This is a genomic window from Nocardia sp. NPDC087230, from assembly GCF_044744725.1.
Classification (GTDB): domain Bacteria; phylum Actinomycetota; class Actinomycetes; order Mycobacteriales; family Mycobacteriaceae; genus Nocardia; species Nocardia canadensis.
Genome location: NZ_JBIUYV010000001.1, coordinates 579,570 through 601,183, shown reverse-complemented (window position 1 = coordinate 601,183; position 21,614 = coordinate 579,570). Strand labels below are relative to the sequence as shown.

The following is a 21,614-nucleotide window of genomic DNA, read 5'->3' as shown; positions in this document are numbered from 1 at the left end:
CCTTCTCACCCAGCCTTCCGCACAGTGATGACGGCCGGAGTTAGTCCGCCCAGCTGTTCACGAATTCGCTGGCTCAGAAGTAGTCCTTGAGCATCTCCGTGGACCACGGTGCCTGCTCGACCTCGCCGCGAGGCCCGAATTCGGCGAACCATGGCTTGATATCGAGCACCGGTGTGCCGTCTACTGCGTCCAGTTCCGCTACATGGAGGTCGAGACCGTCGACGCGAAGGAGACGCGCGCGCGACACTCCGAGCCAGTTGACCCGGCGCATGTTGCGGTGCCCGAAGATCCCTACCTCGGGCCACGCCGGGTTGTCGCGGGCGCTGCGGGCACCAAAGTGGAGGTCGGTCTGATCGGTCAGGTGGAACCTGAACACCACTTCTATGTGACTGAAAGCTTCGAGGCCCTGGACCGAGTCCTCGCCGAACCGGGGATCGTCGATCCGTATGACCGTCTCGGTGCCGCCCCAGTGATCGTCGGTGGGTTCGCGGCGACCGCCGACCACATGCGCGATCGGTACCACTTCGAACGTCTCGTCAGCCATCGCTGCGGTCCTACTTTCCGTGTGCTTGAAGGTATTCAGAGGCTTGGGCGTCGACTTCGGCAAATCCCGCCACCGTCGAGCCGAGATGGGGGGAGACAGCGTCGCGGATATCGCGGGCGACCGCACGGGTGCGACCGGACTGCACTCGCCCCATCGAACGCATCGCGGCTTTCCATGTCTCGCAGGCTAATTCGAGGTCACCCTGACGGGCCTGTACCGCACCGAGGTAGCCGAGGGTGACCGCGTGGGTGCGGGCGAATGCCTGCGCCTTGCGTTTACGTACGCTGCGGTCGAATTGCACTGCGGCACCTGCCAAGTCCCCGGAATCGCGCAGAACACAAGCAGTTTCGTGCGCCAAGCTCGCCTCGGTGAAGAAGAACACCCGTGAAGGTTCCGGGATCGCGCTCGATGCTGCGGCGAGATCTTGTTCTGCGACAAGCACGGCCTTGGCCGCCTCCGAAGGTCGGCCGGCCGAACTGAGCGCCTTCGCGTGGACGACCTTGAGCAAGGCCTTCTCCCGAGGCGTGGCTTTGCTGTACCTGGGGCCTTCGACCGAGGCTTCGGCCAGTGCGAGTCCCTCGTCGGGGTGCCCGAGGTCGATCGCTTGGTGTGCCATCGCGCGCAGGATGTGACCTGTCAAAGGTGCGTCATGCGCCTCGGCTGCGAGCTTGGTTGCGGTGGCGAAGTAGCGCTGGGCCGGGGAGTGCTCGTCGTTGTCGAAAGCCATCCAGCCTGCCAGATAGGCCATCTCTGCTGCCGCCGAGAACATCCCGCGGCGAACTGCATCGTCGGTGTAGGTGCCGTTGAGGAAGGCGACAACCTCACTGCTGAGGTATTGGACGACAGCTCGCCGCCCGTGCCCGCCGCCCATGCGCTGTTCGATCTGAGAGAACAAGGTTATGACGTTGCGTACTTCTGCGACGTCGGAGGAACCGACGTGCCGGATCGCGCTCTGCGCTCGAATGGCGGGTGTGGGGGTATCCAGCCACCCGGGCAACAGCACTGACGCGCTCAGGGCCGTCGAGTACCCGCCGCGCAGAAACGCTCGTCGTTCCACATCAGCCTTTCCAAGGTCAGCGAGGGTGGCGGCGGGGTCGCGAAGGCCGCCGAATCTCGTCTCGTAGCTTGCGACGAGATCGGGCGGTGGTGTGCGTTCGCCGGTCTCGTAGTAGGCCAGGGTCGATTTCCCTCGATGGATCTGGCCTGCCAACGCAGCCAGCGATACGCCCGCGGCCTCGCGGGCGGCTCGGAGCTGCGCACCGACGATAGCGGCGTGGCTGTCCATACGGTCGAATCATGCCAGTCTGTGGACGCTTTGTGGACACCGAGATTCAAGACCAAACACCAGCCCCCACCGAGATAGCCCCAACTCACCCCGCCGAGTACGAAACCTCACCCGCGCGCCCGGCTTCATCGTCTTCCAACTTTCCAAGGCCGATCACGGCGACTACAGGATCGATACAGGTGTCTGACATGCGAGAATGCGGAATGGCAACTTCACCTGGGGTGCCCGTGATCGCCGTCATCTCCGGCCCACCGGGTTCAGGCAAGTCCACTCTCGCCCACGTACTCGCCGACCAGGTCGGTATCCCGGCGGTCATCCGCGACGAGATCAAACAGGGAATGGCCGTCGCCACCGGTCCACGCCACACCGGCTACGAAGACCTCAACATCCCCGCCATGCACGCCTTCTTCGACACCCTCACCGTCCTTGCCCGCGCCGGGGTCAGCATCGTCGCCGAAGCCGCTTTCCAGGACAAACTTTGGCGCCCCAACCTCATCCCGCTGACAGAACTTGCACAGGTCCGAATCATCCACTGCACCGCGCCACAACATGTCCTCACAACCGCATCATCCACCGAGCCGAGCACGATCCCCACCGCCGTGCACACAACGACACCGACCTCATCGCCGAGATCACCGCCGGAACCCGCACCGCCGACTCTTTCGTGCCTGTGCAAATGGACGTCGCGCAGATGACTGTCTGCACCACCGACGGATACCAGCCCGGCCTGGAGGCTATCGCCGGATTCATCACCGCGCCACCAAAGGGCTACCCCGGAGCACCGCCTCGACCCGTAAGGGCTTGGTAGCCGATGAGGGGTAGAAATCCACCACGTGATGCCCGAACCGCACAGACCAGTCGTCGTTGTACTAGTAGCTATCGCTTGATCTCATCGAGGTAGTCCTCGAACGAGTCGGTGAGGCTCACCAGGACAGCTTCGCCCTTATCCGCCGTTGCCGCTGATGGAAGACCGATGATGCCTGTCGACGTGTAGGCGGCCATCCCCTTCAGGAGGAAGTGGCGGCGATCCGAGGCGAGGTGGTCTGCGTCGCGATAGGAGTCGCCAACCAGCTCCGGTCGGGAGTGCAGGAGAATCGAGGTTTCGAGCTCGCCGCCGTGCATGTCATCGTGGATGCTGCTCACCATCCCGGCCTCCAACCGCGCTGTTTCCCAGTCCGCTCGTCCGGGATAGAGGACCACGTGGCGGCCGTCAACGTTGGCTTGGGCGGCGATGTTGGACAGGACGTAGTTCCCGCCGTGCGCATTGACGATGACCAGGGTGGTGATCCCGCTCCTGGTGAGAGAGGCGCGGATGTCATCGATCAGTGCGATCAGGGTGGACGCGCTGATGCTGACGGTCCCCGGGAAGGCTTCGTGTTCGTGGCTGGCCGAGATCGTGATCGGTGGCAGCAGCATGAGCTCGTAGCGGTCGGCGATCTGCTCGGCGATCAGGCACGCGATGGCGGTGTCGGTGATCAACGGCAGATGGTCACCGTGTTGTTCGAAGCTCCCGACAGGCAGGACAGCGACCGTTGCGCCGACACGAGCGACGTCGGTCGAGGTGGCGGTCGTGATCAGCTCCACTCGAACTCCTCATCAGGGGCTGCCGGGGCGACACGGGCGGTCGCCATGTGCTCGCGCAGCATAGCCGCGAAGGCTTGCGTGTGGCCGCGGTGTCGACGTTGATGCAGGGCGACACCAACCTGTTGGAGCTGCCGAATGGTCCTGTGCGACCCGGTATCGGCGTGGATCTTCAGCGCATGCTGCGCGACGTCAAGAGCTTCATCAGGTTGGCCATTGCCAGCGTACGCGGTGGCCAGGCGAGCAAATCCCATCCCGAGGTCGCGGTTGCTACCCGGAGCCCAGTCGGCCAATCCCGTCTCGAGGGTCGTCAACGCCCGTTCGGGGCGCCCGAGCTGCACCCAGCAATGTGCAGCTTCCATCGCGACGTATCCGGCGGTGCAGTACTGCGCCAGGTCGTTGTCGTCGGGACTGCCCGCGGTAGCGAAGTCGGCTGCTTCGGCCAGCGCGTCCACGCACGTTCGTCGGTCTCCTCGGCTGCCTGTCGTCAAGGTCCGTTGGGCGTAGGCGTGGCCCTTCTGTCGTAGCAGCACCGATCGTTGCCGGGAGGACAGGCCTGTGGTGTCAGCCAGCGCTGCCTCGACCCGGTCGACCGCGACGACGGTGTTGCCGGCGTCGCCGGCGATGTTCGATTGGCGCATCAGCACGTAGGCCCGCAGTTGGGGATCGCCGCACTCATTCGCGCGAGCAAGCGCCTGGGCAGACCATTTCATCGCCGTGTGCAGGTTCCCGGCGTCTTGGTGGAGCCAGCCGAGGAATTCGGCGAATCGCCCCCATGCGTATTGCAGCTGCGATCGGCCTTCGATGCGGCGCTGCACGGCGGAATCGATAGCTGCCAGCTGGTATTCGACGATATCGAGCAGATCGTGGGGCCCGGCGAGCATGTCCAGTGCCGCGTAGTTGTTCAGTGTCGCAAGCAGTGTCTGTGCCAGTGGTGCCTCCGTTCCGGCGCTCATCGCGGGCACGGTTTTCCCGTTGGGAAGGCGTACCGCCGCGATGCCGGTGTCTGTGGCGACTTCTCTTGGCAGCTGCCCGTGCGGATCTGGCCACAGAAGCGGTTCGGGGATCCCCAGGATGTGGGCGATGTCGGTCCAGGCCTGGTGATCGAGGTGGGCGCGCTGGTTTTCGAGCCTGCACAGCCGGGCTTGGGACAGACCCAGCCAGCGGGCCAACTCGGTCTGCGGTAGTGACCGGTGCCCGTGGGCTGGGTGATGCCGGTAGGCCGCGAGAACCTGACCGATCTGCTCGCTGCGCAGGGCATCTCTGAGCGCGCCGACCCACCACTGCGCAGTCGGTATCCGCGTCGAGTACGCGGCGCGGGCGCACTCGACGCACAACACGGTTTTGCCGATACCGACCGCAGGTCCTCGACACCGTACGCAGTCACGGTGGCCGGGCGATGACGCCATCGGCTCACCCTATCCGCCGAATCGGCCCGCCGTGAATTGAACCTATTCACTCGAGCCCTTCAGCGCATCGAATCTGCCGTCCACCATTGGAATCAGCACTCGAGCGAGATACCGGTCCGGCTTTGGTCGGCTGCCTCGCCGGGGGGCGTCGGAATGCCCGACGCATCTCCGTGGATGGGTGGCCAGAGCGATCACGGAAGGCAATTCGAGATGTCGAACACCGGAACTGTGAAGTGGTTCAGCGCCGAGAAGGGATTCGGATTCATCGCTCGCAGCGACGGACCCGACATCTTCGTCCACTACTCCGGCATCCTCGGGCAGGGATTCCGGAGCCTGTCCGACAACGATCGGGTTCACTTCGACATCGCCGAAGGCGATCGCGGCCCGCAAGCGATCAAGGTCCGCTTGGCCAACGCCACGACCATGGCACCGATCGAGTCGACCGCTGCACGCCGTCGGCAGCGCGATGGCCATCCGAGTTCGACCGACTGAGTGCCGAATTGGCGCACTGTCGGGAGCCGCAACAGGTTGTGGACGCGGTGTGGACATCGAATCCGTAGGCCGCGGCTGATGCTGCTGGTTACCTGAGAAGAACACGTCAATCGCGCACAAGATTGGGGGTCGACAGCGGTGCGGAGTCGAACACACCACGAGCTCACAGCGATCCTGCGCAGTTTCGCCCGCCACGGCCCAGAGCCTCTGGAAGCCGTTGTCGCAGAACTCAAGGCCGAGGAAGCAGACTGGCCGAGTCGACGTAATTCGCGGCGCCGTTCCGCGGCCGTGGACAAGGCCCTGGCCGCGGTCACCAACCCTCGATCAGACCTCAGATTTCCGGCCTGGATCGCGATCTCCCACCTCGTACGCGGAGGCAACCAATGAATGCCAATTCTGGCCGAACCGCGCTGATCGACGCTCCCCCTCCCTACCTTCCGGTCACAGCCGAGGCCGCGTCGGCGGGCCTGGACTTGGTCGGTGTCTCGGTGGCGGCGCGGTGCGCCTACTACGGGCAGGTGTGCCAACTGCCAGCGGTCATCGATCCTGACTCCGGCCAGCTCATCGTCGTCGCGGGCCGGGTCCAGGCGGTGATGATGCCGTCGGTCCTCGGTCACCGGGTGCGACGGGAACTGGCCCGAGGCGACGCCGACAGCGGACCGATCGTGTCCCACCCCAGGTCGAGGTCGTGGACATTCATCACCGCGGCTGACCGCCAGATCGACGAACTCCCCGACGCCACGCTGCTGTGGGTCAACAACGTCGTCGTCCTCGCCTCCGGCATTCGGATCGGGCTCCCGACACCGACCGCCATCGGCGCAGCACCGTGCCGGGAGTGGCAGACGCCCCCATCCAGTCCGCAGCGGCCCACGACAACGACCGTCCTCGACGCGGTCCGGGCCTGCGTGAAGGGTGGTGAACACCGATGACGACTACCCGATTTCTGTCCGTGGACAAAGTGATTCACCGGGCCAGCATCTACCGCAACGCTTGCGGACTCGAGGTCTTCGTCCGCGAATCCACCGGCCAGATCGTGCTACGGACCGGCACGGTCGGCGCCATCGAGCTGCCGTGCGATGTCGGTCACCGGGTCATCGACGCGCTGGCCTGGCCGGGCCCGGTCATCGTGCACACCGACACCGAGCAGCCCACGGTGACGATCCTGACCGGTCCCGTACCCACCCACCTGCGCAGCGGCGCGAGCTTCGCGGCACTGTCCGCGATCGGCGCGGTGCTCGTTCCCGACGGTGACGAAGTGCTGGTGCCCTCGCCACGAGATCCCGCCCGGCGTTGGCTACCGCACGAACCACTGGATCCGTACCGGCCCTCCGCCGAGGTCGTGCTCGCCACGATCTCGGGGTGCCGGTAGGACCCCGCGCAGGTGTGCGATGCCGCTGTCTCGATCACCTCGCCCGGACGAACCCGACACCCATCTGCGGGTGATCAGCGCCGGGCTGGTGGTCGACTTCCGCGGCTGCCGCACCGCAGTGCGGAACTTCTTGCGTGACTGGCTTTCCCATCCCCATCCGTCCATCACCGTCGCCGAGATCAGGGACGGACTCCTCCCGATCGACCGAATGCCTTGCGAGACCTCCGATGGCCGTAAGTGTCAAGCGGCCAGGGGCTCTGGGCTCTGGACTGCTGGAGGTTCGAACGCTTTGACCGGATCGAAATGTTGCCGAGTTCGGAGACAGAAATGCAGTTGACCGAGCAGCTTGTTGAACAGCTGCCGAATCGCAGCAGCATGGCGCTCGCCGCCGCCCCGACGGCGCAGGTAGTGCTCACGTGCGGGACCACGGTTGACCGCGGCGCCGAAGGCCCACACCCAGCCAGCCGCCGCGAGCCGGTTGTTCTTGACCCGTCGGCGGGTGATCGCGATGCTGCGTCCCGACGCGCGAGTGATCGGAGCGGATCCGGCGTATGCCTTCAGCGCCCGCGCAGTGGGAAACCGCGCGCGATCATCGCCGATCTCAGCGAGGACCCGCGCACCCGAGGTTTCCGACAAGCCAGGAAAGCTGACGATGATGTCGTGATCGGCGTGCTTGCGGAACTCCGCCACCGAAGACTCCTCCAGATCGTCAGCCCCGGCGCAGGCGGCATCGAGCATTGCCAGAAGCGCCAGTGCTTGACGGCCCATCGCCTTTTCGACAAGAACGGGCTGTCGCAGTTGGTCGCGGCGCAACCGCTCGACGATGTCGGCCGCTGCCGCGTCGACCGCACGGATCCGGCCGGCACGGCGCAGCGCCGCCGCAAGGCGGGCTGTAGTCAACTTCGCCGCAGCCGCGGGAGTCGGCGCCAGCCTCAGAGTGACACGGGCGTCGATCTTGGCCAGGTTGGTCTTGGACTGCTCGGCGAACACGGCCAGAAAGCTCGGATAATACTCGCGCAGAAGCGATCTCAGCTCATTGATCGCTTTTGCGCGTCGCCATACGGCATCTTGCTGAGCACGGGCCAACACGGCGATCGCCTGGACGAGGTGGCTGTCATCGGGCAGCTGACGGTGCACGTGGCTATCGACGCGCAGGATGTTCGCCAGAGTCATCGCATCAGCGTGGTCGGACTTGGCGCCGGTCATGGTGCTGCGTTCTCGATACCTCGCCACGGCCATCGGGTTGATCGCGAACACACGACGGCCCGCCGCTTTCATAGCGGCGACCATCAGCCCGCGCGGTGTTTCGATCGCGATCGGGATCGGTTCCTCGGCCGTGTCGCCGGCCTCGGCCAGCAACTCGACGAGGGCAGCGAAGCCGGACGGATCATCAGCGATGCGCCGCTTGGCGATCAACGTCCCTGCCTCGTCGATGATCGCGATGTCGTGATGGCCTTCCGCCCAATCGATTCCGCAGTATCTGGTCAAACCAAACTCCCGTCGGTGAGGGTCTTCGGTCAATCCGAAACCCAGACGGGAACGCGCAGCACCCTACTTACGAGCCTGGTCGGCTTGCCTCCAATGAGCTGTTCGCGTTCCCAGCTCACCTGCACGGCACCGGTCTTTCTCAGAGCTTCGCGCTCACGATGTTTCGGGTGTCGCGTCGTGCAGGAGGGCTCGGACCACGACCTATCCAACTCTCGACGGTCATGACGCAACCCACGGACCCCGGAGGTCACCGTCTTCGCTCGCCGATGCATCAGGTCCAGGGTCGGCCGCCGCCGATTCGACGACGGCCGACCCGGTCAACGACTACTCAGCCAGTGCTGCACCGAGCCTCACAAAAGGTCTCTCGGACCAGGAATTGTGCGGGCGTCTCACACGGTGCCGAGCAACCGTTACAACCTAAGTAGGAACTGTGGCTATACCCATGATCGAAACCCCCGCCGAGCGCGCCAACGCCTACCGACGCCTGGGCTGGCACGTCGTGCTCGACGGCCACGACCAGATCGTCCTGCCCGCCGACCAGGTCCACGGAATCCAGGTCAGCGCCGGCCTGGCGGAGGTGATTCTCGACCAGCTCCGCCAGCGCGGCGTCGTCACGCCGATCGTGGACAACGTCGCGACCGGCACACGTACCTTTCTGACCACCGCGCCCAAGCCCGACGACACTCGAACGGTCACCTTGTTCCCCCGAGAGTCGAGGGTGCAGGCGATTCGCACGGTACCCGGGTGCCCGATCCCGCTGCCCACCCCCGGCGATGACACCCGGGTATGGCGCGACGAACCTCGCCCCAGCCGCCTGGCGGAGTTCGAACTGCTGGTCAGGATCACTCTCGGCGCAGCTCGCGCCGCCCAGAAAGCGGCCTAGCAGTCCCCGAACGCACTGAACCGGCCGACCGGCTCAGCTTTCGAGGGCACCGATCCGGGTGCCCGGCCACGACAGTAAGGACAGAACACGATGACCTACGTGAGCTGGTACTCCCACTTCTCTACCGGGCTGGCGCAGTTGCAGCGCAGCCTGATCGACATCGAGGCCGGCGTGACCCGCCAACGCGCCTGGGGCCCGGAGCTGGTCATCGGCCTGGTGCAGACCGAGGACTACGCGCGAGCGGTCCTGTCGGCCTGCGTCGAGGTCCAGGGTGTGCTCAACGATGTGGAGGACACCGTCGCCGCGCGCATGCAGCGTCAGCTGATCCTCGACCGCGAACCCCACGCCTTCGAATTCCTCATCGGCGAGTGGGCCCTGCACCGCACCGTCGGCTCCGCCGAGGTGATGTTCGCGCAGATCAAGTCATTGATCGACGACCTCGACTCACGCCCTAACCTGCGCATCGGGATCGTGCCCCTCAACACCGAATTCCGGTCGCCCGCAAGCAGTTTCGTAATCCACGACAGCACGGCGGTCGAAATCGAGACCGTCACCGGCGAAGTCATCGCCGCCAGCCCCGACGATATCGCGCTCGCCGAGCGAACCTTCGCCCTGTTGCAGAACCAGGCCGTCTACGGCGACGACGCGCGCGTCGTGCTCACCCGAGCACTGGCCACCCACGCCGACCACTGACCCACCCGTGTTCGGTCGGCCGCATCCCCCGCCGACCGAACATGGTTGATCCATCGGCCCGCACCTGATCTCGGGCGCGGGGCGTTTCCGCTAGGAGCTGCCATGACTTGCACTGTGTTCGAGCAGGATTCACCGCTGCCCACGGGTACGGCGATCCTGGGCTCGGTCCTGGGCTGGAGCACCGATGCCGAGCGCAGCGACCCGATCCTGGCCGCCGCCGCCGAGCTGGTCGAGCTCGCCCGCGCCCAGGCACAGGTCGGCGAGCCGCTCCGAGCGGCCCGCGTCGAGCAGATGCGCCGTATCGACGCCGCGGTCTCCGAGGCGCTACCGGTTCCGTCCTCTCAGACGCCGCCGCACACCGAAACCATCGGGATGGCCGTGGCACGCATGGCCGACTACGCCGCCCGCCTCGACCAAGACCACACCCCGACCAGCCTGATCATGACGTGGGGTCCACTTTACGAGCTGGCGCGAGCTCTCGACGGCCTCATCACCGACCTCATCACCGGCCGCCGACGGGTCCCGCTCAGTATCTGGTGGGCCGGGTTCGGCGCCGTCGTCCCGGCGCCGGAGCACCCATGACGGCCCGCCGTGTGGCCATGGCGCTGGCCGGCAGCGTGGCGTTGATCGCCGTCGCCGCGCCCGTCGCCGCGCCCGTCGGCGCCGCACCGACCACCAGCCCGATCCCGGCTCCGGCGGTGTCGACGGCGCTGTCAATCACGGCCTGTCCAGCGCTGTATGCGTTCGGGGTGCAGGGCATCGGGGAGTCCTCCCCGGATGCCGCGCCGACGACCGATACCGGGATGCTGTCGCTGGTGATGCGGGCGATGATGGCCGCCGCACCCGAGCGTGGCCTGGTCGACCGTGCCTACGTGCCCTACCCGGCGGGTTTCGGCGGCGCGGTCGGTGCCTCGGTCACCCCGTACACCGAGTCGGTCGCCACCGGTGTCCTGCGGCTGGAATCGATGATCCGTCAGGTCCATGCGGTGTGCCCGCGGACCAGGATCGCGATCGTCGGCTATTCCCAGGGCGCCCACGTCGCCTCGATCACCGCCCAAGACATCGGCGCCGGAACCGGGGTCGTCGCCCCGGAGGTCGTCGCGGCGGTCGTGTTGATGGCCGACCCGACCCGGACTCCGGGCGCTGGCCTGTTCCCCGGCACCGGAGCCAGCGCGCCCGCCCCGGCTCCGGGCACCACCGGCGCGCACCTGGCGCGGCTGCCCGCCGCGCCGATCCGGTCGGTGGCCTCCGGTGGCGGGATCGGACCGACCCGCGACCTCGCCGCCGACTACGGCGCGGTGACCGGCCGGGTCGCGAACCTCTGTGTCGCAGGCGATCTGGCCTGTGACACCCCTGCGGGTTCGGCGATCCTGCGGGCCGCGGCCGGGGTCGCGTCGCAGTCGCTGCTGTCGACCGGTGACCCGATCGCCTCGCTGGTCTCGATCGGCCAAGCCTTGGCCTTCACCTCGATCAAAGCCGCCACCACCGCGGTCGAGGAGGACGTCTCCGGGACTTCGCTGGCTGATGTGTCGGTGTCGCCGAGCAAGTCGATCTCCCAACGGCTGGCCGAGGCCTCCGATCCCCGGACCCCACCGGACATGAACGCCGCGCTGACGGCGGCGATCCGGGTCGGCACGATCGGTCTCACCGCGGTCAACACCGCCATCGCTTCGGTTCTCAATCCGGCCACCCTCGCCCAACTGGCTTCGGTCGTGCTGTCCAATCCTGTAGCCGCCGTCGCGCTGCTCGGCGAAAAGTTCACCACCACGGTCAACGACTTGATCCCGCCGATCACCGGGGACCGGCTCGTCACGGCGGCGTTCGATGTCGTGCAGCGGGAGGTCGCCGACAACCAGGCGTTACTCGACCTCGCGATGTGGGTGCGGCTGTGGGAAACCGGGATGCGCCACGACGCCTACTCCCACGCTCTCGGTGAAGGCCCCTCCCCCGCCGCGTGGGCCGGCGCCTGGCTGGCCGCCGCCGCCCACGACGCCGCTACCTCACCACCGGTCACCGGCCGCGCCACCACCGAGACGGCGCGTCCACCAGCGACCACGCTGATGCCGGGGTCTCCGACCACGTCCACGATCCGCAGCGTGGACTTGCCCGCTCCCACCACCTCGCCGAGCCTCTCGCCGGTCGAGGTGGTGGGAGCACCCCAACTCGCCGCCGCACCGTCGCTACCGATCGACCCGTCGACCGGTCCGGCGTCGACGGTCGCCGGGGTCGGGCCGCGTCAGCCCGGCATCAGTCTCGACACCACCGCCCCATCGTCTCCGACTGTGGTGCGTCAGCCCGGCATCACCACCGATACCGGACGCTGACCTGTCCGATTCCCGAGTTCGTCCGAAAGGATCTCGATGCATTCCGTCCTGCTGGCCAGCTACGACCTGATGGCGCAGTTATTGAATCCGACACCGCAAGCACCACCGATGTCGGACAAGATCGTCCAGCTGGTGCGCTACTTCACCTGGTTCATCCTGCTCTCCGGGGTCATCGCCATCACCTACTTTTCCTCCTCTGCCGGGAGTGTCCGTGTCGTACAGCAGATCCCGGACCTGGATGGTCTATCTCTCTGCTGACCGATCACGGACGGTCGGTGTTCGTCATGTTCACGACGGAGGGAGTTACATGGTCACAGGCAGGTTCAAAGGGCTGGTGCTGAACGATTTTCGAGTCCAGGAGATCGTCCGCGGCACCGGTCGACGGATGTACACGATCGTGGACCCGCAGTGCCGGGTCCACGACCGCGCTGACGCTTTCCTGCGCACCTGCGCGGGCGGAACGGATCGCACCTACGCACACCTGCTGGTCGACCACCTGCGCTGGTTGGCCTATGAGGGCTTGGTCATCGAGCAGATCACAGTGCAGGACTTGCATCGGTACATGGGTGCGGTCGGCGCGGAGTTCGCTGGGCCCTATGGATTGCCCTGGCGCGCCGGCAAGACCGCGTACGGCCCGGCCAGACTCGAAGGCGCCGCAGCCTGCCTCAAGAAGTTCTACACCCACCTCGGGACACGCGAAGTCAACACGAAACTGGCCGCCGACCTGACGCGACGGCGGCTGCCGACAAAGGCGGATCGCGAACGTATGTTGCTGGGCCACAGCACGTCTCGTGTTCCGTCGAATCCGATCGCGCCGACCGTGAGCAGGCGGCGCCATCCGAAACTCGCGCCCGAGGGAGCACGCGCCGGCCTGGTCGCGGTGCTGCCGAAGGCTCGGGACCGGATGGCAGTGACATGGCTGGCCGATGGCGGGTTCCGCATCGGGGAATTGTGTGGCCTGCATCTGGTTGATCTGCATCTGCGCGAGGGCGCGGACTGCGGGCAGTGCCGACCCGCGCATGTCCACATCTGCCACCGCGAACTCAACCCGAATCGCGCCCGCGCCAAGACCAAACACCCCTGGAAACTGGTGGGTGCGACGATCACCGGCGGCCTCGTCCGCCGTGCGAGCCCTGCGATGGTGCACACCTACTTCGAGTACATGAGCACCGAATACCCCGCCGATGTCGACCACGGAATGCTCCTGGTCCAATTGCACGGCCGCGGTAGTGGGCAACCGTGGTCGACCACGGCCGCGCGGCGGGTGGTCCGGCGTGCCGGGCGGAACCTCGGTCTGACCGCGGTCCACCCGCACCAGTTCCGGCACCGCTTCGCCACCGAGGTCCTCGAGGCCTCCGGTGGCAATACGGTGATCGCCCGCGATGCGGGTGGGTGGTCCTCGGCTACCACGGTCGAGCAGGTCTACGCCCACACCGATGTCGACGACCCTGCCTTCGCAGCCGCCCTGGACCACGTGTGGGGGCAGCGGTGATCGAATTGACACTGGCGCCCAGTCTTCAGCACAACCGCCGCGGCCGCGACCGCTTCGAACTGCTGACCGCACTGATCTCCGCTCCCGGCTTCGATCCCCTGTTCCGCACGGAGGTGATCGAGGTACCGGCCGATCACCCCGTCTACGGGTGGGGCTGCCGGGTACCGGATTGCCGACGCACACGGCGCAATCAGTCCGAGAGCTGCAACACCCATCACCAGCAGTGGCTGACCGCCCAACAATCCGGGCTCACCCGAGCACAGTTCCTGGCCACCGCCACACCGTTCCCGGCCACCGAGGGCATCGAGTTCGGTGTGTGCCGAATCTGCCCGGAACGGCCCGCCGAGTCCAAAGACACGATGCTGTGCGAATCCCACCACTACGCGTGGCGCTGGTTCTGCTCCCGCAACGTCGGCGCCGACTTCGAGGCATGGGTCGCCGAGCGCAACCCGCAGCGCGGTTTCGGCGAATGCCTCTGCCGGGTGTGCACCTACACCGCCGTGTCGTCACTGGGGTTGTGTGAGCTGCACCGGCAGCGCTATTACAAAGCCGGTCGGCCGGGCGGTGCGTATGGCAACCAAGCGTGGACACGCGAAGAAACCCGGCCCGCAGCGGCGCAGCCGGTTGTCGCCGATGAGGCCGCATACGCACGCTGGTGCGTCGAGCAGGAACCCGTCTACCGGTTCGGCGTGCTGAACCTGCGGGGACTGCCTCCGCTGGTCCAAGCCGAGTTCCAGTACGGCCTGCACACCCACGCCCTGAACCCGCGCCGCGCGATGTGGGAATTCAGTGCACTTCAACGGCTCGCCACGATGGCGCGCGAGGCCGGCCATTCCTCACTGACCCTGTTCGACACCACACCTCGTCCCCGTACTGGGCAGCCGCGGATGAGTACGCGGGTGCGGATCATCGCCGGTGAGATCAGCCAGGCCCTGCGGCTGATCTACACCAGCCCCGCCGAAACGAAGGAGGCCGGATACATCGAGACCGATCACTTCGGTCGCCGATTCCGTTATGCGGTCAGCACTTTCGACCTCACCACCGTGCCCCAGCGGTGGCTGCGGGATCTTCTGTGGGACTACATGGCCGAAACACTGCAATCAGCGAACTGCCCGACCTCGCGGGCAGTGTTCGACCAACTGCGTCGGGCCTGCAACGAACTCGGCGCGTTCTTGCACCAACGAGCACCCGGCGGTGGCCACACACCATCGCTGCTGCATGCCCACCACGCGGTCGAGTTCGTCACCGATCAACGCCATCGCGAACGCCACGGCTTGGCTTCGCTGGCCGATTTCCGCAGCGACCGACAACCCCACCAGGTGACCGCCGCGACACGACGTGCCTGCTTCAACCACGTCCGCCGGGTCCTGTACTGGGCGTTCGAAACGGGCCGCACCGCCCAGCTCGGACTCGCCCAAGGCTTCGTGACCGCCATCCCGAACGGCGGCAACGACGCAACACAGTCACGAAACCCGTTCAGCGACAGCGTCGCCCAAGCACTGTCGGCCGAGCACAACCTCGAACGGCTCGCAGCTCATGATCCGAAGGATCAAGGCCTGCGTGACTTCTGGGAGATCGTCATGGCCACCGGGCGGCGCTGCCGTGAAGTCACCGAACTGCGCCTGGACTGCGTCGGAGTCTACGGCGGCATGCCGCTGCTGTGGCATGACCAGACCAAGGTCGGCAACCTCAACGCGGGAATCCGGATCCCGCAATCGCTCCACGACCGCATCCTGACGCGCCAATCCAAAACTGTCGCCACATTCGAGCATCGGTTCGCTCGGCTGCCCACCCCGGATGAGCGCGCCGGGCTGGCGCTGTTCCCGTCTCCGGTGGGCAACCCCGACCAGACCCGCTCGATCTCCTACGCCGTGTTCAGCCGACGATTCCAGCAATGGGTGGCCGAACTCGATCTCGGACCAGCGGTTCCCCACCAAGCCCGCCATACCTTGGCCACCAACCTGATGCGGGCGGGCGCGAGCCTGGCGCACATTCGCCGCTACCTCGGCCACATCAGCGACCGCATGGCACAGCACTACGTTTCCATCACCAACGCCGACCTCGAAGACGCACTGCACACCGTCTGGGTCGCCGGCCCCGGTGCCGCCGAACCCGGTCTGCTGCTGACCAGTGCGGATGCTCGACTCACCCGCGAGCAAGCCCTCGCGCTCGCTCTGGATCTGTCTCGCCGGTCGACACCGACCGACGGCGGATTCTGCACCTTCCAACCGGTCGTCAGTGGTGGCACCTGCCCGTGGCAGCTCGACTGCCACAACTGCGACAAGTTCGTGCTCTCCGGCGCCGACCTGCTCTACTGGCGCCGCAAGCAGGAGCAGTGGCGATCGATCGCCGAACGCGCACCCGATGACGCCACAGCCGAATACCTGCATCAGGTGTTCGAACCCACCGCCCGCGCTATCGCCGGACTGGAGAAGGCGCTCGCCGGACTCGGCTTGCTCAACGAAGCACTATCACTCGACCTGCGCCGACCGCAGAACTACTTCCATCGTGTGTGGTCGACGAACTTCCTCGCCCACGACCTCGCCGGACTTGAGCAGGGGCCGGCATGAGCACACGACCGCCGACTCAAACGGCCGCCGCGATCGCGGCACGACGCAACACCACCGCCGCCATGCTCGACCGCCTCGGCGACGCGATCACACAAATGACCAACGACAACACCACGATCACCGTCGCCGGCCTCGCCCGAAACGCGGAGGTCTCACGCACGTTCCTCTACACCAACAAGCAAGCCCGCGCGCTCATCCACGCAGCCAACGCAACCGGCGTTCACCGGCCCACCGGAGCTCGAGCCCAAGCGGGACCGGCCGACAACGAGCTCCAGTGCACAGACATCGTCGAGGACACCGCTTGGCGTGATCGCGCGCTCAACGCTGAAGCCGAGGTCGATGCGGCCTACCGCGAGATCCGCCAGCAGCGCACCGCCATCGCGGAACTGCTCGGACGCATCCGGGACCTCGAGGCCGACCTCCCAGAAGACGGTGTCACACAGGTGCTCTCCGAGAACGCCGACCTCCACAAACAAGTCCGGGATCTCTCCAGCGACAACAAATCCCTGCGGGGGCGGCTCACCGCTGCGCGCGACAACAGCCGATTCCTCGACGAACGGGTCGCTGGCCTGGAAGCACAACTCGGCGAACGCTTCCACCCTCCGATCTCACCGAACTGAACCTCCCATCAACCCGCAAGAAGGGCAACGCCATATGACACTGTCACAACGAAACACACATGTTCACCACGCAACCACAAACGTCGCCGACAACAAACACACTACGACAGTCGGAAATACCTACGCCGGTGGGAAGTTCGCGTGGGAGAAGTGGACCGGTGGCGGCCTGGAATCCCCGAAGATGATCGCCGGAGCCATGATCGGCGGCGCGGTCGCCACCAGCGCCGGGACCATCATGAACGCTATGATCGGCAACTGACCGTGACGCGCCCACCCCAACCGGCCCGGATCTTGCGCAGCCTGCCGACCTCGCGGCTGCCCGGCGGGATCGCCCACGCCACGGTGGCCGGGGTGGCGTTCTCGCCCACCGCGACCGCCCTGGCCTACCTCAGTTTCCCGGCCTCCGACCGCACGACGGCTCGCGATGTCCGCATGCGCACGGCGGTGGTGGCGTGGGAGTTGTTCGTCCATCACGGTTTCCGTGATGGGGTGCATCGCCAGTTCGTGACCGGCCTGAATCAGGTCCGGCGTCGCGCCCGCACATTGGCGGCGTTCGACCCGCTCCCGCACCTGCGCCGCTACGAGCAGACCCGGGCCGTCGCAGCATTGACGACCCGTTGGGCACGCCGCCACTCCCGACGCCCCACAGCGCTGGCGTTGCTCGATCTGGCCGTCGACGTCCACGGAGCACGCCGCGAACTCGTCGGGCTGCTCGCCCACTACGGCCTACGACCCCGACAGCTCAGCACGATCGGCACCGATCGCCTCGTACTGGTCGAAGCCATCGCCGCCGCCGCGCTCGGCGCCCGCCACCTCAACCTCGCCACCTGGATGGTCCTGGACATCGACGCGCTGCTGGACCCGACCGACCCGAGCAGAGCCACACTGCCGCAACCGATTCGACGAGCACCACCACGATCCACCATGCCCAGACTTGCGCGACCTTCGTCACTGTGACATCCCAACCACACCCATTCGCACCGAATCTTCAGGGGGCCAAACCATGTCGCTCGACTTCGATCCGTCCACCGCGCAGCAGTTCGTGGCGGTAGCCCGAACCCAGGTCGTCGGTGACCTCGCCGCCGCCGCCCAGTCCACGACATCAGCAGCGTCGGTCGTTCCCGGGCTTGGGCTCATCGGCGCCGACTTCCGCACCCAGCTGATCGCCGCGATGAACGACCACGCCACCCACCTGAACGGGTGCGTGAGCGCGGTCAGAACCCAGGCCGGGCACGTCGAGGTCTGCCACGCCACCCTGACCGGGCACGACCAGCAGCTCGCCGCCACCCTCACCGCCGTCGATCAGGAGGCGTGATGGTCACCCGCACCAAACCCTCCACCACCACGTCGGCGCCGGATCCGGACGCGATCATCGCCTACCTGTCGAAACCGATCACCGAGTTGCGGGGCGCGTTCGACGGCACCGGCGAGTCGACCGACGCGGTCACACTGCTCAGCACCGCCATCGGCCAGCTCGACGCGACCGAGGCCCCGTACAGCGGGACGATGTCGGATCTCGAGTCGACGTGGACGTCGGCGGCGGCGGATGCCGCGATCCCGGCGATCCGCGGCACCCGCGCCCAGATCGTCGACAGCAGTGCCGATTCCGGGGAATTCGCGACGCTGATCGACGCCGCCGTCGGCACCAACACCGCCGCCGCGGCCGCGCTGGGTGCCGAACTCGACGACTTCGCGACCCAGGCCCGCCAGATCCTGAAGGTCTCGCCCAACGACAAGGGCGTCACGCAGGTGATCGACCTCGCCCGCGAAATGTATAGCAACGCCCTGTCGACCGTGCAAGGCGCGCAGGCCGACTACGACACCTACAGCAGCAAGCTCGGCGAGAAGTACACGACGCCGAAGTCGAGCCTGGGCACCGGTGGCGGCCCTTCCACCGGCGACCCGTCGCTGACCACCGACGACGACAGCTCCGACCCTGCCACGACCGGTTCGGATACCACCCTGGCAGCCGATACGACGACGACGTCGACCGATCCGGTGATCGCGATGCAGCAAGCCCTCGGTACCGCTGCGATCGACGCCGCGGCCACCGTCGGCACCCAGCTGATCACCTCCGGCGCCGAAGTCCTGACCACCCTGATCACCGAAGGCGCCGGGGTCGCCACCCACGCCATCGACACCCTCGGCACCGAGGCCGGAGACACCATCACCGCCGCGCTGACCGGCAACACCAACGGCGACGGCGCGGCCACCACACCGGCAGCCACCGGCACCAGCACGGGCAGCCCCACGAATCCCACCACCGCGCCGACCGGCACGCCGGTCATCAACTTCGGCACCTCCGACAAGCCGACCGGGACCGGAACGAACACCGGAACCGGGACGACCGGAGGGTCCCCGGCCACCGCGCCGAAGCCCGACACCGCTGCGGTCCTGGACACGGCCGAGCAGAAACCGGCGGCTCCGGCTGGGTCCGGCGCGAGCACCCAGCCAGGGGTCGTTCCGAACACCGCGGGCGCGCCGACGACCGCGGTGGTCCCACCGGCAGGCGGGCTGGCCGCCGCTGGGGCCGAGGGGGAGCACAAGCCGCGCGCCCAGGCGGGGATGATGGGCACGTCCTCGATCGGCGGTGGCCCGGCAGAAGCTGTGGTTCCGGTGATCGGGTCGGTGCCGTCGTGACAGACAGTCCGCTGGATCTGCGCCGCTACACCGCACCGGCCACCGATGACGACGACCGCTTCGACGACCGCTTCGACGACCGTCAGCAGTCCGACGACCGCTGGGGCGCCGACGATGATGTGGGGTGGGTTGGGGATTGGTCGGACTGGAGCCAACCCAGCGACCGCACCGGCGACCACGATAAGCCCGCCGCGTCACCAGGGTTCCGGCAGGTCGGCCGCAACTTCCCCGGTGCACGCTCCGAGCGCGGCCCGGGTCGAGTCATCGCCGAACTCGCCGCCGCCTTCGGCGTCATCCTTCTCGGCCTGGTCGTGGTCCTGGCCGTGTTGCCCGACACCGAGCAGCCCTCCGCCGACCCGACGGAGACACTGCTGCCCGCGCCCTTGACTGTGCCCGCCGTCGCGCCGACCACCGCGCCTGAACACGCGATCACCGACTGCCCGCACACACGCACGACCGCGCTAGCCTCCGGCGCCGACGCCGGTGACACGACCAGCGCGGTCTCGGTGATCTTCGCGGTGCAGCACGCCTATTACGTCGACCGCTCCGGGACGAAGGCCCGTGAATTCGTCACCGCGGACGCGAAAGTTCCTCCGGCGGAGGAGATTCAGGCCGGGATCGACACCGTGCCGGTGGGGACGCGCTATTGCGTGTCGATCGTGCCGACTTCCCCGGCGCGCTGGCAGGTCCACGTCCGTGAACAACGCCCCGGGCAGTTACCGGAGTTGTTGGCGACCTTGATCATCCACACTGCCACCGAGCCCGACGGCACCAGCAAGATCACCGCCATCAGCGAGGGCCCATAGATGGCCGACACCCCAGCGCCGACCGACAGCGGCGCGCACCCCGTCGCCTTCGTGGATCAGGGGCGGCCGAACCCGGCACGGGTCTTCAGCGCGCTGTTGGGCGGGAAGGACGCCTACAGCAGCGACCAGATCATCGCGCAGCGACTACTCGCCATCAACACATTCAGGGTCGCGATCGTTGAGGCCCGCTTGTTCCTGTTGCGCGCGGTCGAACACCTGGTCGGTGACCACGGCGTCACCCAGATCGTCGAGCTCGGATGCGGCTACCCGAACGATCCCACCGTGCACGAGGTCGCCCGCAACCAAACCCCGACCGCGCGCACCGTCTACCTCGACCACGACCCAATTGTCGCCGGCCACGCCCGCGCCCTGATGACCGGAGCCGGCGCCGTGTTCGTCGACGCCGACCTGACCAACCCCACCGATGTCCTGGAACGGATCGGGTCGGTGCTGGAACCGGGGTTGCCGACCGCGGTGTGCTTGTCCGGGACCGCCGAGTTCCTCCCCGACGCGCCCGCGGTCCTCGCATCGCTGACCAGTCTGCTCCCGGACGGGACCTGGCTGGTGTTCACCCAGACCGCCGCCGACCTGCGGGTACACGAGATCGACGCGGCGGTAGCGATTTGGGCGTCGGCCGGGATCAGCTACCGCCCACGCGACCGCGAGCAAGTCGAGCAGATGCTGGCGCCACTGCAGCTGCTCGAGCCCGGATTGGTGACCGCGGATCTGTGGCGACCCGACCTAGCCATCGTTGGAGTCGAGGACGGTTCGCAGGTGTGGCCGAAGCCGGTGGTGTGCTGCTACGCCGCGGTGGGCCAGCTACGTCGCCGGTGAACTGGATACGATCAGCATGGTTCACCGGCATCCACCCGTCGCGAACGCACCGGAAGGGCACCTGTCTTGGACGACGACACCGTCCCCTACACCGACGCCCAGCACCAGCAACTCGCTGACTGGCAGTCCTCACCGGAGTTCGGGGACTGGCTGGCCGACGAACCTGCCGAGCTGGCCCGACTGGTCGCCCAAACACCCGGACTGGCCGACCTCGAGGACCCGTGGTCGGCCGAAGGGCTCTCCTTCATCGAGGCGGCCGCGCTGGTCGCGTTCCCCGACATCACCGGATCGGCGAGCGCCGAGCAGCGAGCGCTGTTGGATCGGATGTCTCGCGGGATCGGCCACGTCTTCCTCGAAGCCTTCGGCGAGGGCAAGTGGGTGTGGGTCCAGACGCTGTTCGAGAACCCACCGGGCCCGGCGCTGGAAATCCCGCACCAGCCTGCCTGGATCGAACCGGAAACCCTTCTGCTTCTGGCGCTGTCCCAACGCGACGGCACCACACTGGCACGCTGCCTCGACCAAACCCTCGCCGATCATCGCCACAGCGGCCAGGGGTTCGACCACACCTGATCACCGCAGCGAGC

General features: G+C 67.0%; 23 protein-coding genes and 1 pseudogene. 19 read left to right on the top strand and 5 right to left on the bottom strand.

What is annotated here, in order from left to right; genetic code table 11:
* Positions 1 to 73 precede the first annotated feature (73 nt).
* Together ACIO52_RS02795 and ACIO52_RS02790 are read right to left on the bottom strand one after the other, a co-directional pair.
* The gene (locus ACIO52_RS02795; RefSeq protein WP_402641081.1) at positions 74 to 544 is read right to left on the bottom strand and encodes an SAM-dependent methyltransferase; all 471 of its coding nucleotides are present in this window, start codon (positions 542 to 544) and stop codon (positions 74 to 76) included.
* A gap of 10 nt (positions 545 to 554) precedes the next feature.
* Entirely contained in the window at positions 555 to 1,829 is a 1,275-nt protein-coding gene (locus ACIO52_RS02790) for a helix-turn-helix domain-containing protein (RefSeq protein WP_402641078.1), read from the bottom strand.
* 227 nt (positions 1,830 to 2,056) lie between these two features.
* On the opposite strand from ACIO52_RS02790, the gene ACIO52_RS02785 reads away from it, so the two are divergent.
* Positions 2,057 to 2,524: an AAA family ATPase gene (locus ACIO52_RS02785; RefSeq protein ID WP_402641076.1), complete on the top strand. Its 468-nt coding sequence runs from the start codon at positions 2,057 to 2,059 to the stop codon at positions 2,522 to 2,524.
* Positions 2,525 to 2,705: 181 nt separating this feature from the next.
* Here ACIO52_RS02785 and ACIO52_RS02780 read toward each other — a convergent pair whose 3' ends face one another.
* On the bottom strand, positions 2,706 to 3,413 hold the full coding sequence (locus ACIO52_RS02780) for a creatininase family protein (RefSeq protein WP_402641073.1): 708 nt from the start codon (positions 3,411 to 3,413) through the stop codon (positions 2,706 to 2,708).
* Complete coding sequence (locus ACIO52_RS02775; RefSeq protein WP_402641071.1) at positions 3,404 to 4,750, bottom strand: XRE family transcriptional regulator; 1,347 nt, start codon at positions 4,748 to 4,750, stop codon at positions 3,404 to 3,406. The genes ACIO52_RS02780 and ACIO52_RS02775 overlap by 10 nt, the downstream gene beginning before the upstream one ends.
* A gap of 279 nt (positions 4,751 to 5,029) precedes the next feature.
* On the opposite strand from ACIO52_RS02775, the pseudogene ACIO52_RS02770 reads away from it, so the two are divergent.
* From ACIO52_RS02770 to ACIO52_RS02760, 3 genes and pseudogenes are all read left to right on the top strand, one after another.
* A pseudogene (locus ACIO52_RS02770) lies at positions 5,030 to 5,224 on the top strand (cold shock domain-containing protein); the annotation flags it as partial.
* Positions 5,225 to 5,694: 470 nt separating this feature from the next.
* The gene (locus tag ACIO52_RS02765) at positions 5,695 to 6,240 is read left to right on the top strand and encodes a DNA-directed RNA polymerase subunit beta (protein ID WP_402641069.1); all 546 of its coding nucleotides are present in this window, start codon (positions 5,695 to 5,697) and stop codon (positions 6,238 to 6,240) included.
* Between the two features lie 20 nt (positions 6,241 to 6,260).
* Entirely contained in the window at positions 6,261 to 6,680 is a 420-nt protein-coding gene (locus tag ACIO52_RS02760; protein WP_402641066.1) for a hypothetical protein, read from the top strand.
* A 240-nt stretch (positions 6,681 to 6,920) separates the two neighbouring features.
* On the opposite strand, the gene ACIO52_RS02755 is transcribed toward ACIO52_RS02760, so the two are convergent.
* Positions 6,921 to 8,201, bottom strand: a complete 1,281-nt coding sequence (locus ACIO52_RS02755; protein WP_402641063.1) for an IS110 family transposase — start codon at positions 8,199 to 8,201, stop codon at positions 6,921 to 6,923.
* Positions 8,202 to 8,610: 409 nt separating this feature from the next.
* Between ACIO52_RS02755 and ACIO52_RS02750 the strand changes: the two genes are divergently transcribed.
* From ACIO52_RS02750 to ACIO52_RS02680, 15 genes are all read left to right on the top strand, one after another.
* Positions 8,611 to 9,051 (top strand): hypothetical protein, encoded by a 441-nt coding sequence (locus ACIO52_RS02750; RefSeq protein WP_402641060.1) that lies wholly within the window; start codon positions 8,611 to 8,613, stop codon positions 9,049 to 9,051.
* A gap of 90 nt (positions 9,052 to 9,141) precedes the next feature.
* A complete protein-coding gene (locus ACIO52_RS02745) occupies positions 9,142 to 9,744 on the top strand; it encodes a DUF5753 domain-containing protein (protein ID WP_402641058.1) in 603 nt (200 codons plus the stop codon).
* A 102-nt stretch (positions 9,745 to 9,846) separates the two neighbouring features.
* Positions 9,847 to 10,326 carry a hypothetical protein gene (locus ACIO52_RS02740; RefSeq protein ID WP_402641056.1) on the top strand — a complete coding sequence of 160 codons (480 nt, stop codon included), beginning with the start codon at positions 9,847 to 9,849 and terminating at the stop codon, positions 10,324 to 10,326.
* Positions 10,323 to 12,068: a cutinase family protein gene (locus tag ACIO52_RS02735; protein ID WP_402641053.1), complete on the top strand. Its 1,746-nt coding sequence runs from the start codon at positions 10,323 to 10,325 to the stop codon at positions 12,066 to 12,068. Before ACIO52_RS02740 ends, ACIO52_RS02735 begins: the two co-directional genes overlap by 4 nt.
* 36 nt (positions 12,069 to 12,104) lie before the next feature.
* Positions 12,105 to 12,326 carry a hypothetical protein gene (locus ACIO52_RS02730; RefSeq protein WP_402642190.1) on the top strand — a complete coding sequence of 74 codons (222 nt, stop codon included), beginning with the start codon at positions 12,105 to 12,107 and terminating at the stop codon, positions 12,324 to 12,326.
* A 49-nt stretch (positions 12,327 to 12,375) separates the two neighbouring features.
* Entirely contained in the window at positions 12,376 to 13,560 is a 1,185-nt protein-coding gene (locus ACIO52_RS02725; RefSeq protein WP_402641050.1) for a tyrosine-type recombinase/integrase, read from the top strand.
* Positions 13,561 to 13,919: 359 nt separating this feature from the next.
* Complete coding sequence (locus tag ACIO52_RS02720) at positions 13,920 to 16,130, top strand: tyrosine-type recombinase/integrase (protein ID WP_402641048.1); 2,211 nt, start codon at positions 13,920 to 13,922, stop codon at positions 16,128 to 16,130.
* Positions 16,127 to 16,750 (top strand): DUF6262 family protein, encoded by a 624-nt coding sequence (locus ACIO52_RS02715; RefSeq protein ID WP_402641045.1) that lies wholly within the window; start codon positions 16,127 to 16,129, stop codon positions 16,748 to 16,750. The genes ACIO52_RS02720 and ACIO52_RS02715 overlap by 4 nt, the downstream gene beginning before the upstream one ends.
* 34 nt (positions 16,751 to 16,784) lie before the next feature.
* Positions 16,785 to 17,009: a hypothetical protein gene (locus ACIO52_RS02710; RefSeq protein WP_402641042.1), complete on the top strand. Its 225-nt coding sequence runs from the start codon at positions 16,785 to 16,787 to the stop codon at positions 17,007 to 17,009.
* A gap of 2 nt (positions 17,010 to 17,011) precedes the next feature.
* Positions 17,012 to 17,707 carry a hypothetical protein gene (locus tag ACIO52_RS02705; RefSeq protein ID WP_402641039.1) on the top strand — a complete coding sequence of 232 codons (696 nt, stop codon included), beginning with the start codon at positions 17,012 to 17,014 and terminating at the stop codon, positions 17,705 to 17,707.
* 46 nt (positions 17,708 to 17,753) lie between these two features.
* Positions 17,754 to 18,065 carry a hypothetical protein gene (locus ACIO52_RS02700; protein WP_402641037.1) on the top strand — a complete coding sequence of 104 codons (312 nt, stop codon included), beginning with the start codon at positions 17,754 to 17,756 and terminating at the stop codon, positions 18,063 to 18,065.
* On the top strand, positions 18,065 to 19,390 hold the full coding sequence (locus tag ACIO52_RS02695; protein ID WP_402641034.1) for a hypothetical protein: 1,326 nt from the start codon (positions 18,065 to 18,067) through the stop codon (positions 19,388 to 19,390). The genes ACIO52_RS02700 and ACIO52_RS02695 overlap by 1 nt, the downstream gene beginning before the upstream one ends.
* Positions 19,387 to 20,196, top strand: a complete 810-nt coding sequence (locus tag ACIO52_RS02690; RefSeq protein ID WP_402641031.1) for a hypothetical protein — start codon at positions 19,387 to 19,389, stop codon at positions 20,194 to 20,196. Before ACIO52_RS02695 ends, ACIO52_RS02690 begins: the two co-directional genes overlap by 4 nt.
* Positions 20,197 to 21,030, top strand: coding sequence for an SAM-dependent methyltransferase (locus ACIO52_RS02685; RefSeq protein WP_402641028.1), 834 nt, complete (start codon positions 20,197 to 20,199; stop codon positions 21,028 to 21,030).
* Between the two features lie 66 nt (positions 21,031 to 21,096).
* Positions 21,097 to 21,600 carry a hypothetical protein gene (locus tag ACIO52_RS02680; protein ID WP_402641025.1) on the top strand — a complete coding sequence of 168 codons (504 nt, stop codon included), beginning with the start codon at positions 21,097 to 21,099 and terminating at the stop codon, positions 21,598 to 21,600.
* The last annotated feature ends 14 nt before the right edge of the window (positions 21,601 to 21,614 follow it).

Coding starts and splice junctions, on each gene's coding strand:
- ACIO52_RS02725 (WP_402641050.1), top strand. CDS start 12,376: ATGGTCACAGGCAGGTTCAAAGGGCTGGTGCTGAACGATTTTCGAGTC.
- ACIO52_RS02795 (WP_402641081.1), bottom strand. CDS start 544: ATGGCTGACGAGACGTTCGAAGTGGTACCGATCGCGCATGTGGTCGGC.
- ACIO52_RS02730 (WP_402642190.1), top strand. CDS start 12,105: ATGCATTCCGTCCTGCTGGCCAGCTACGACCTGATGGCGCAGTTATTG.
- ACIO52_RS02720 (WP_402641048.1), top strand. CDS start 13,920: ATGCTGTGCGAATCCCACCACTACGCGTGGCGCTGGTTCTGCTCCCGC.
- ACIO52_RS02700 (WP_402641037.1), top strand. CDS start 17,754: ATGTCGCTCGACTTCGATCCGTCCACCGCGCAGCAGTTCGTGGCGGTA.
- ACIO52_RS02750 (WP_402641060.1), top strand. CDS start 8,611: ATGATCGAAACCCCCGCCGAGCGCGCCAACGCCTACCGACGCCTGGGC.
- ACIO52_RS02790 (WP_402641078.1), bottom strand. CDS start 1,829: ATGGACAGCCACGCCGCTATCGTCGGTGCGCAGCTCCGAGCCGCCCGC.
- ACIO52_RS02735 (WP_402641053.1), top strand. CDS start 10,323: ATGACGGCCCGCCGTGTGGCCATGGCGCTGGCCGGCAGCGTGGCGTTG.
- ACIO52_RS02740 (WP_402641056.1), top strand. CDS start 9,847: ATGACTTGCACTGTGTTCGAGCAGGATTCACCGCTGCCCACGGGTACG.
- ACIO52_RS02685 (WP_402641028.1), top strand. CDS start 20,197: ATGGCCGACACCCCAGCGCCGACCGACAGCGGCGCGCACCCCGTCGCC.
- ACIO52_RS02765 (WP_402641069.1), top strand. CDS start 5,695: ATGAATGCCAATTCTGGCCGAACCGCGCTGATCGACGCTCCCCCTCCC.
- ACIO52_RS02715 (WP_402641045.1), top strand. CDS start 16,127: ATGAGCACACGACCGCCGACTCAAACGGCCGCCGCGATCGCGGCACGA.
- ACIO52_RS02745 (WP_402641058.1), top strand. CDS start 9,142: ATGACCTACGTGAGCTGGTACTCCCACTTCTCTACCGGGCTGGCGCAG.
- ACIO52_RS02710 (WP_402641042.1), top strand. CDS start 16,785: ATGACACTGTCACAACGAAACACACATGTTCACCACGCAACCACAAAC.
- ACIO52_RS02695 (WP_402641034.1), top strand. CDS start 18,065: ATGGTCACCCGCACCAAACCCTCCACCACCACGTCGGCGCCGGATCCG.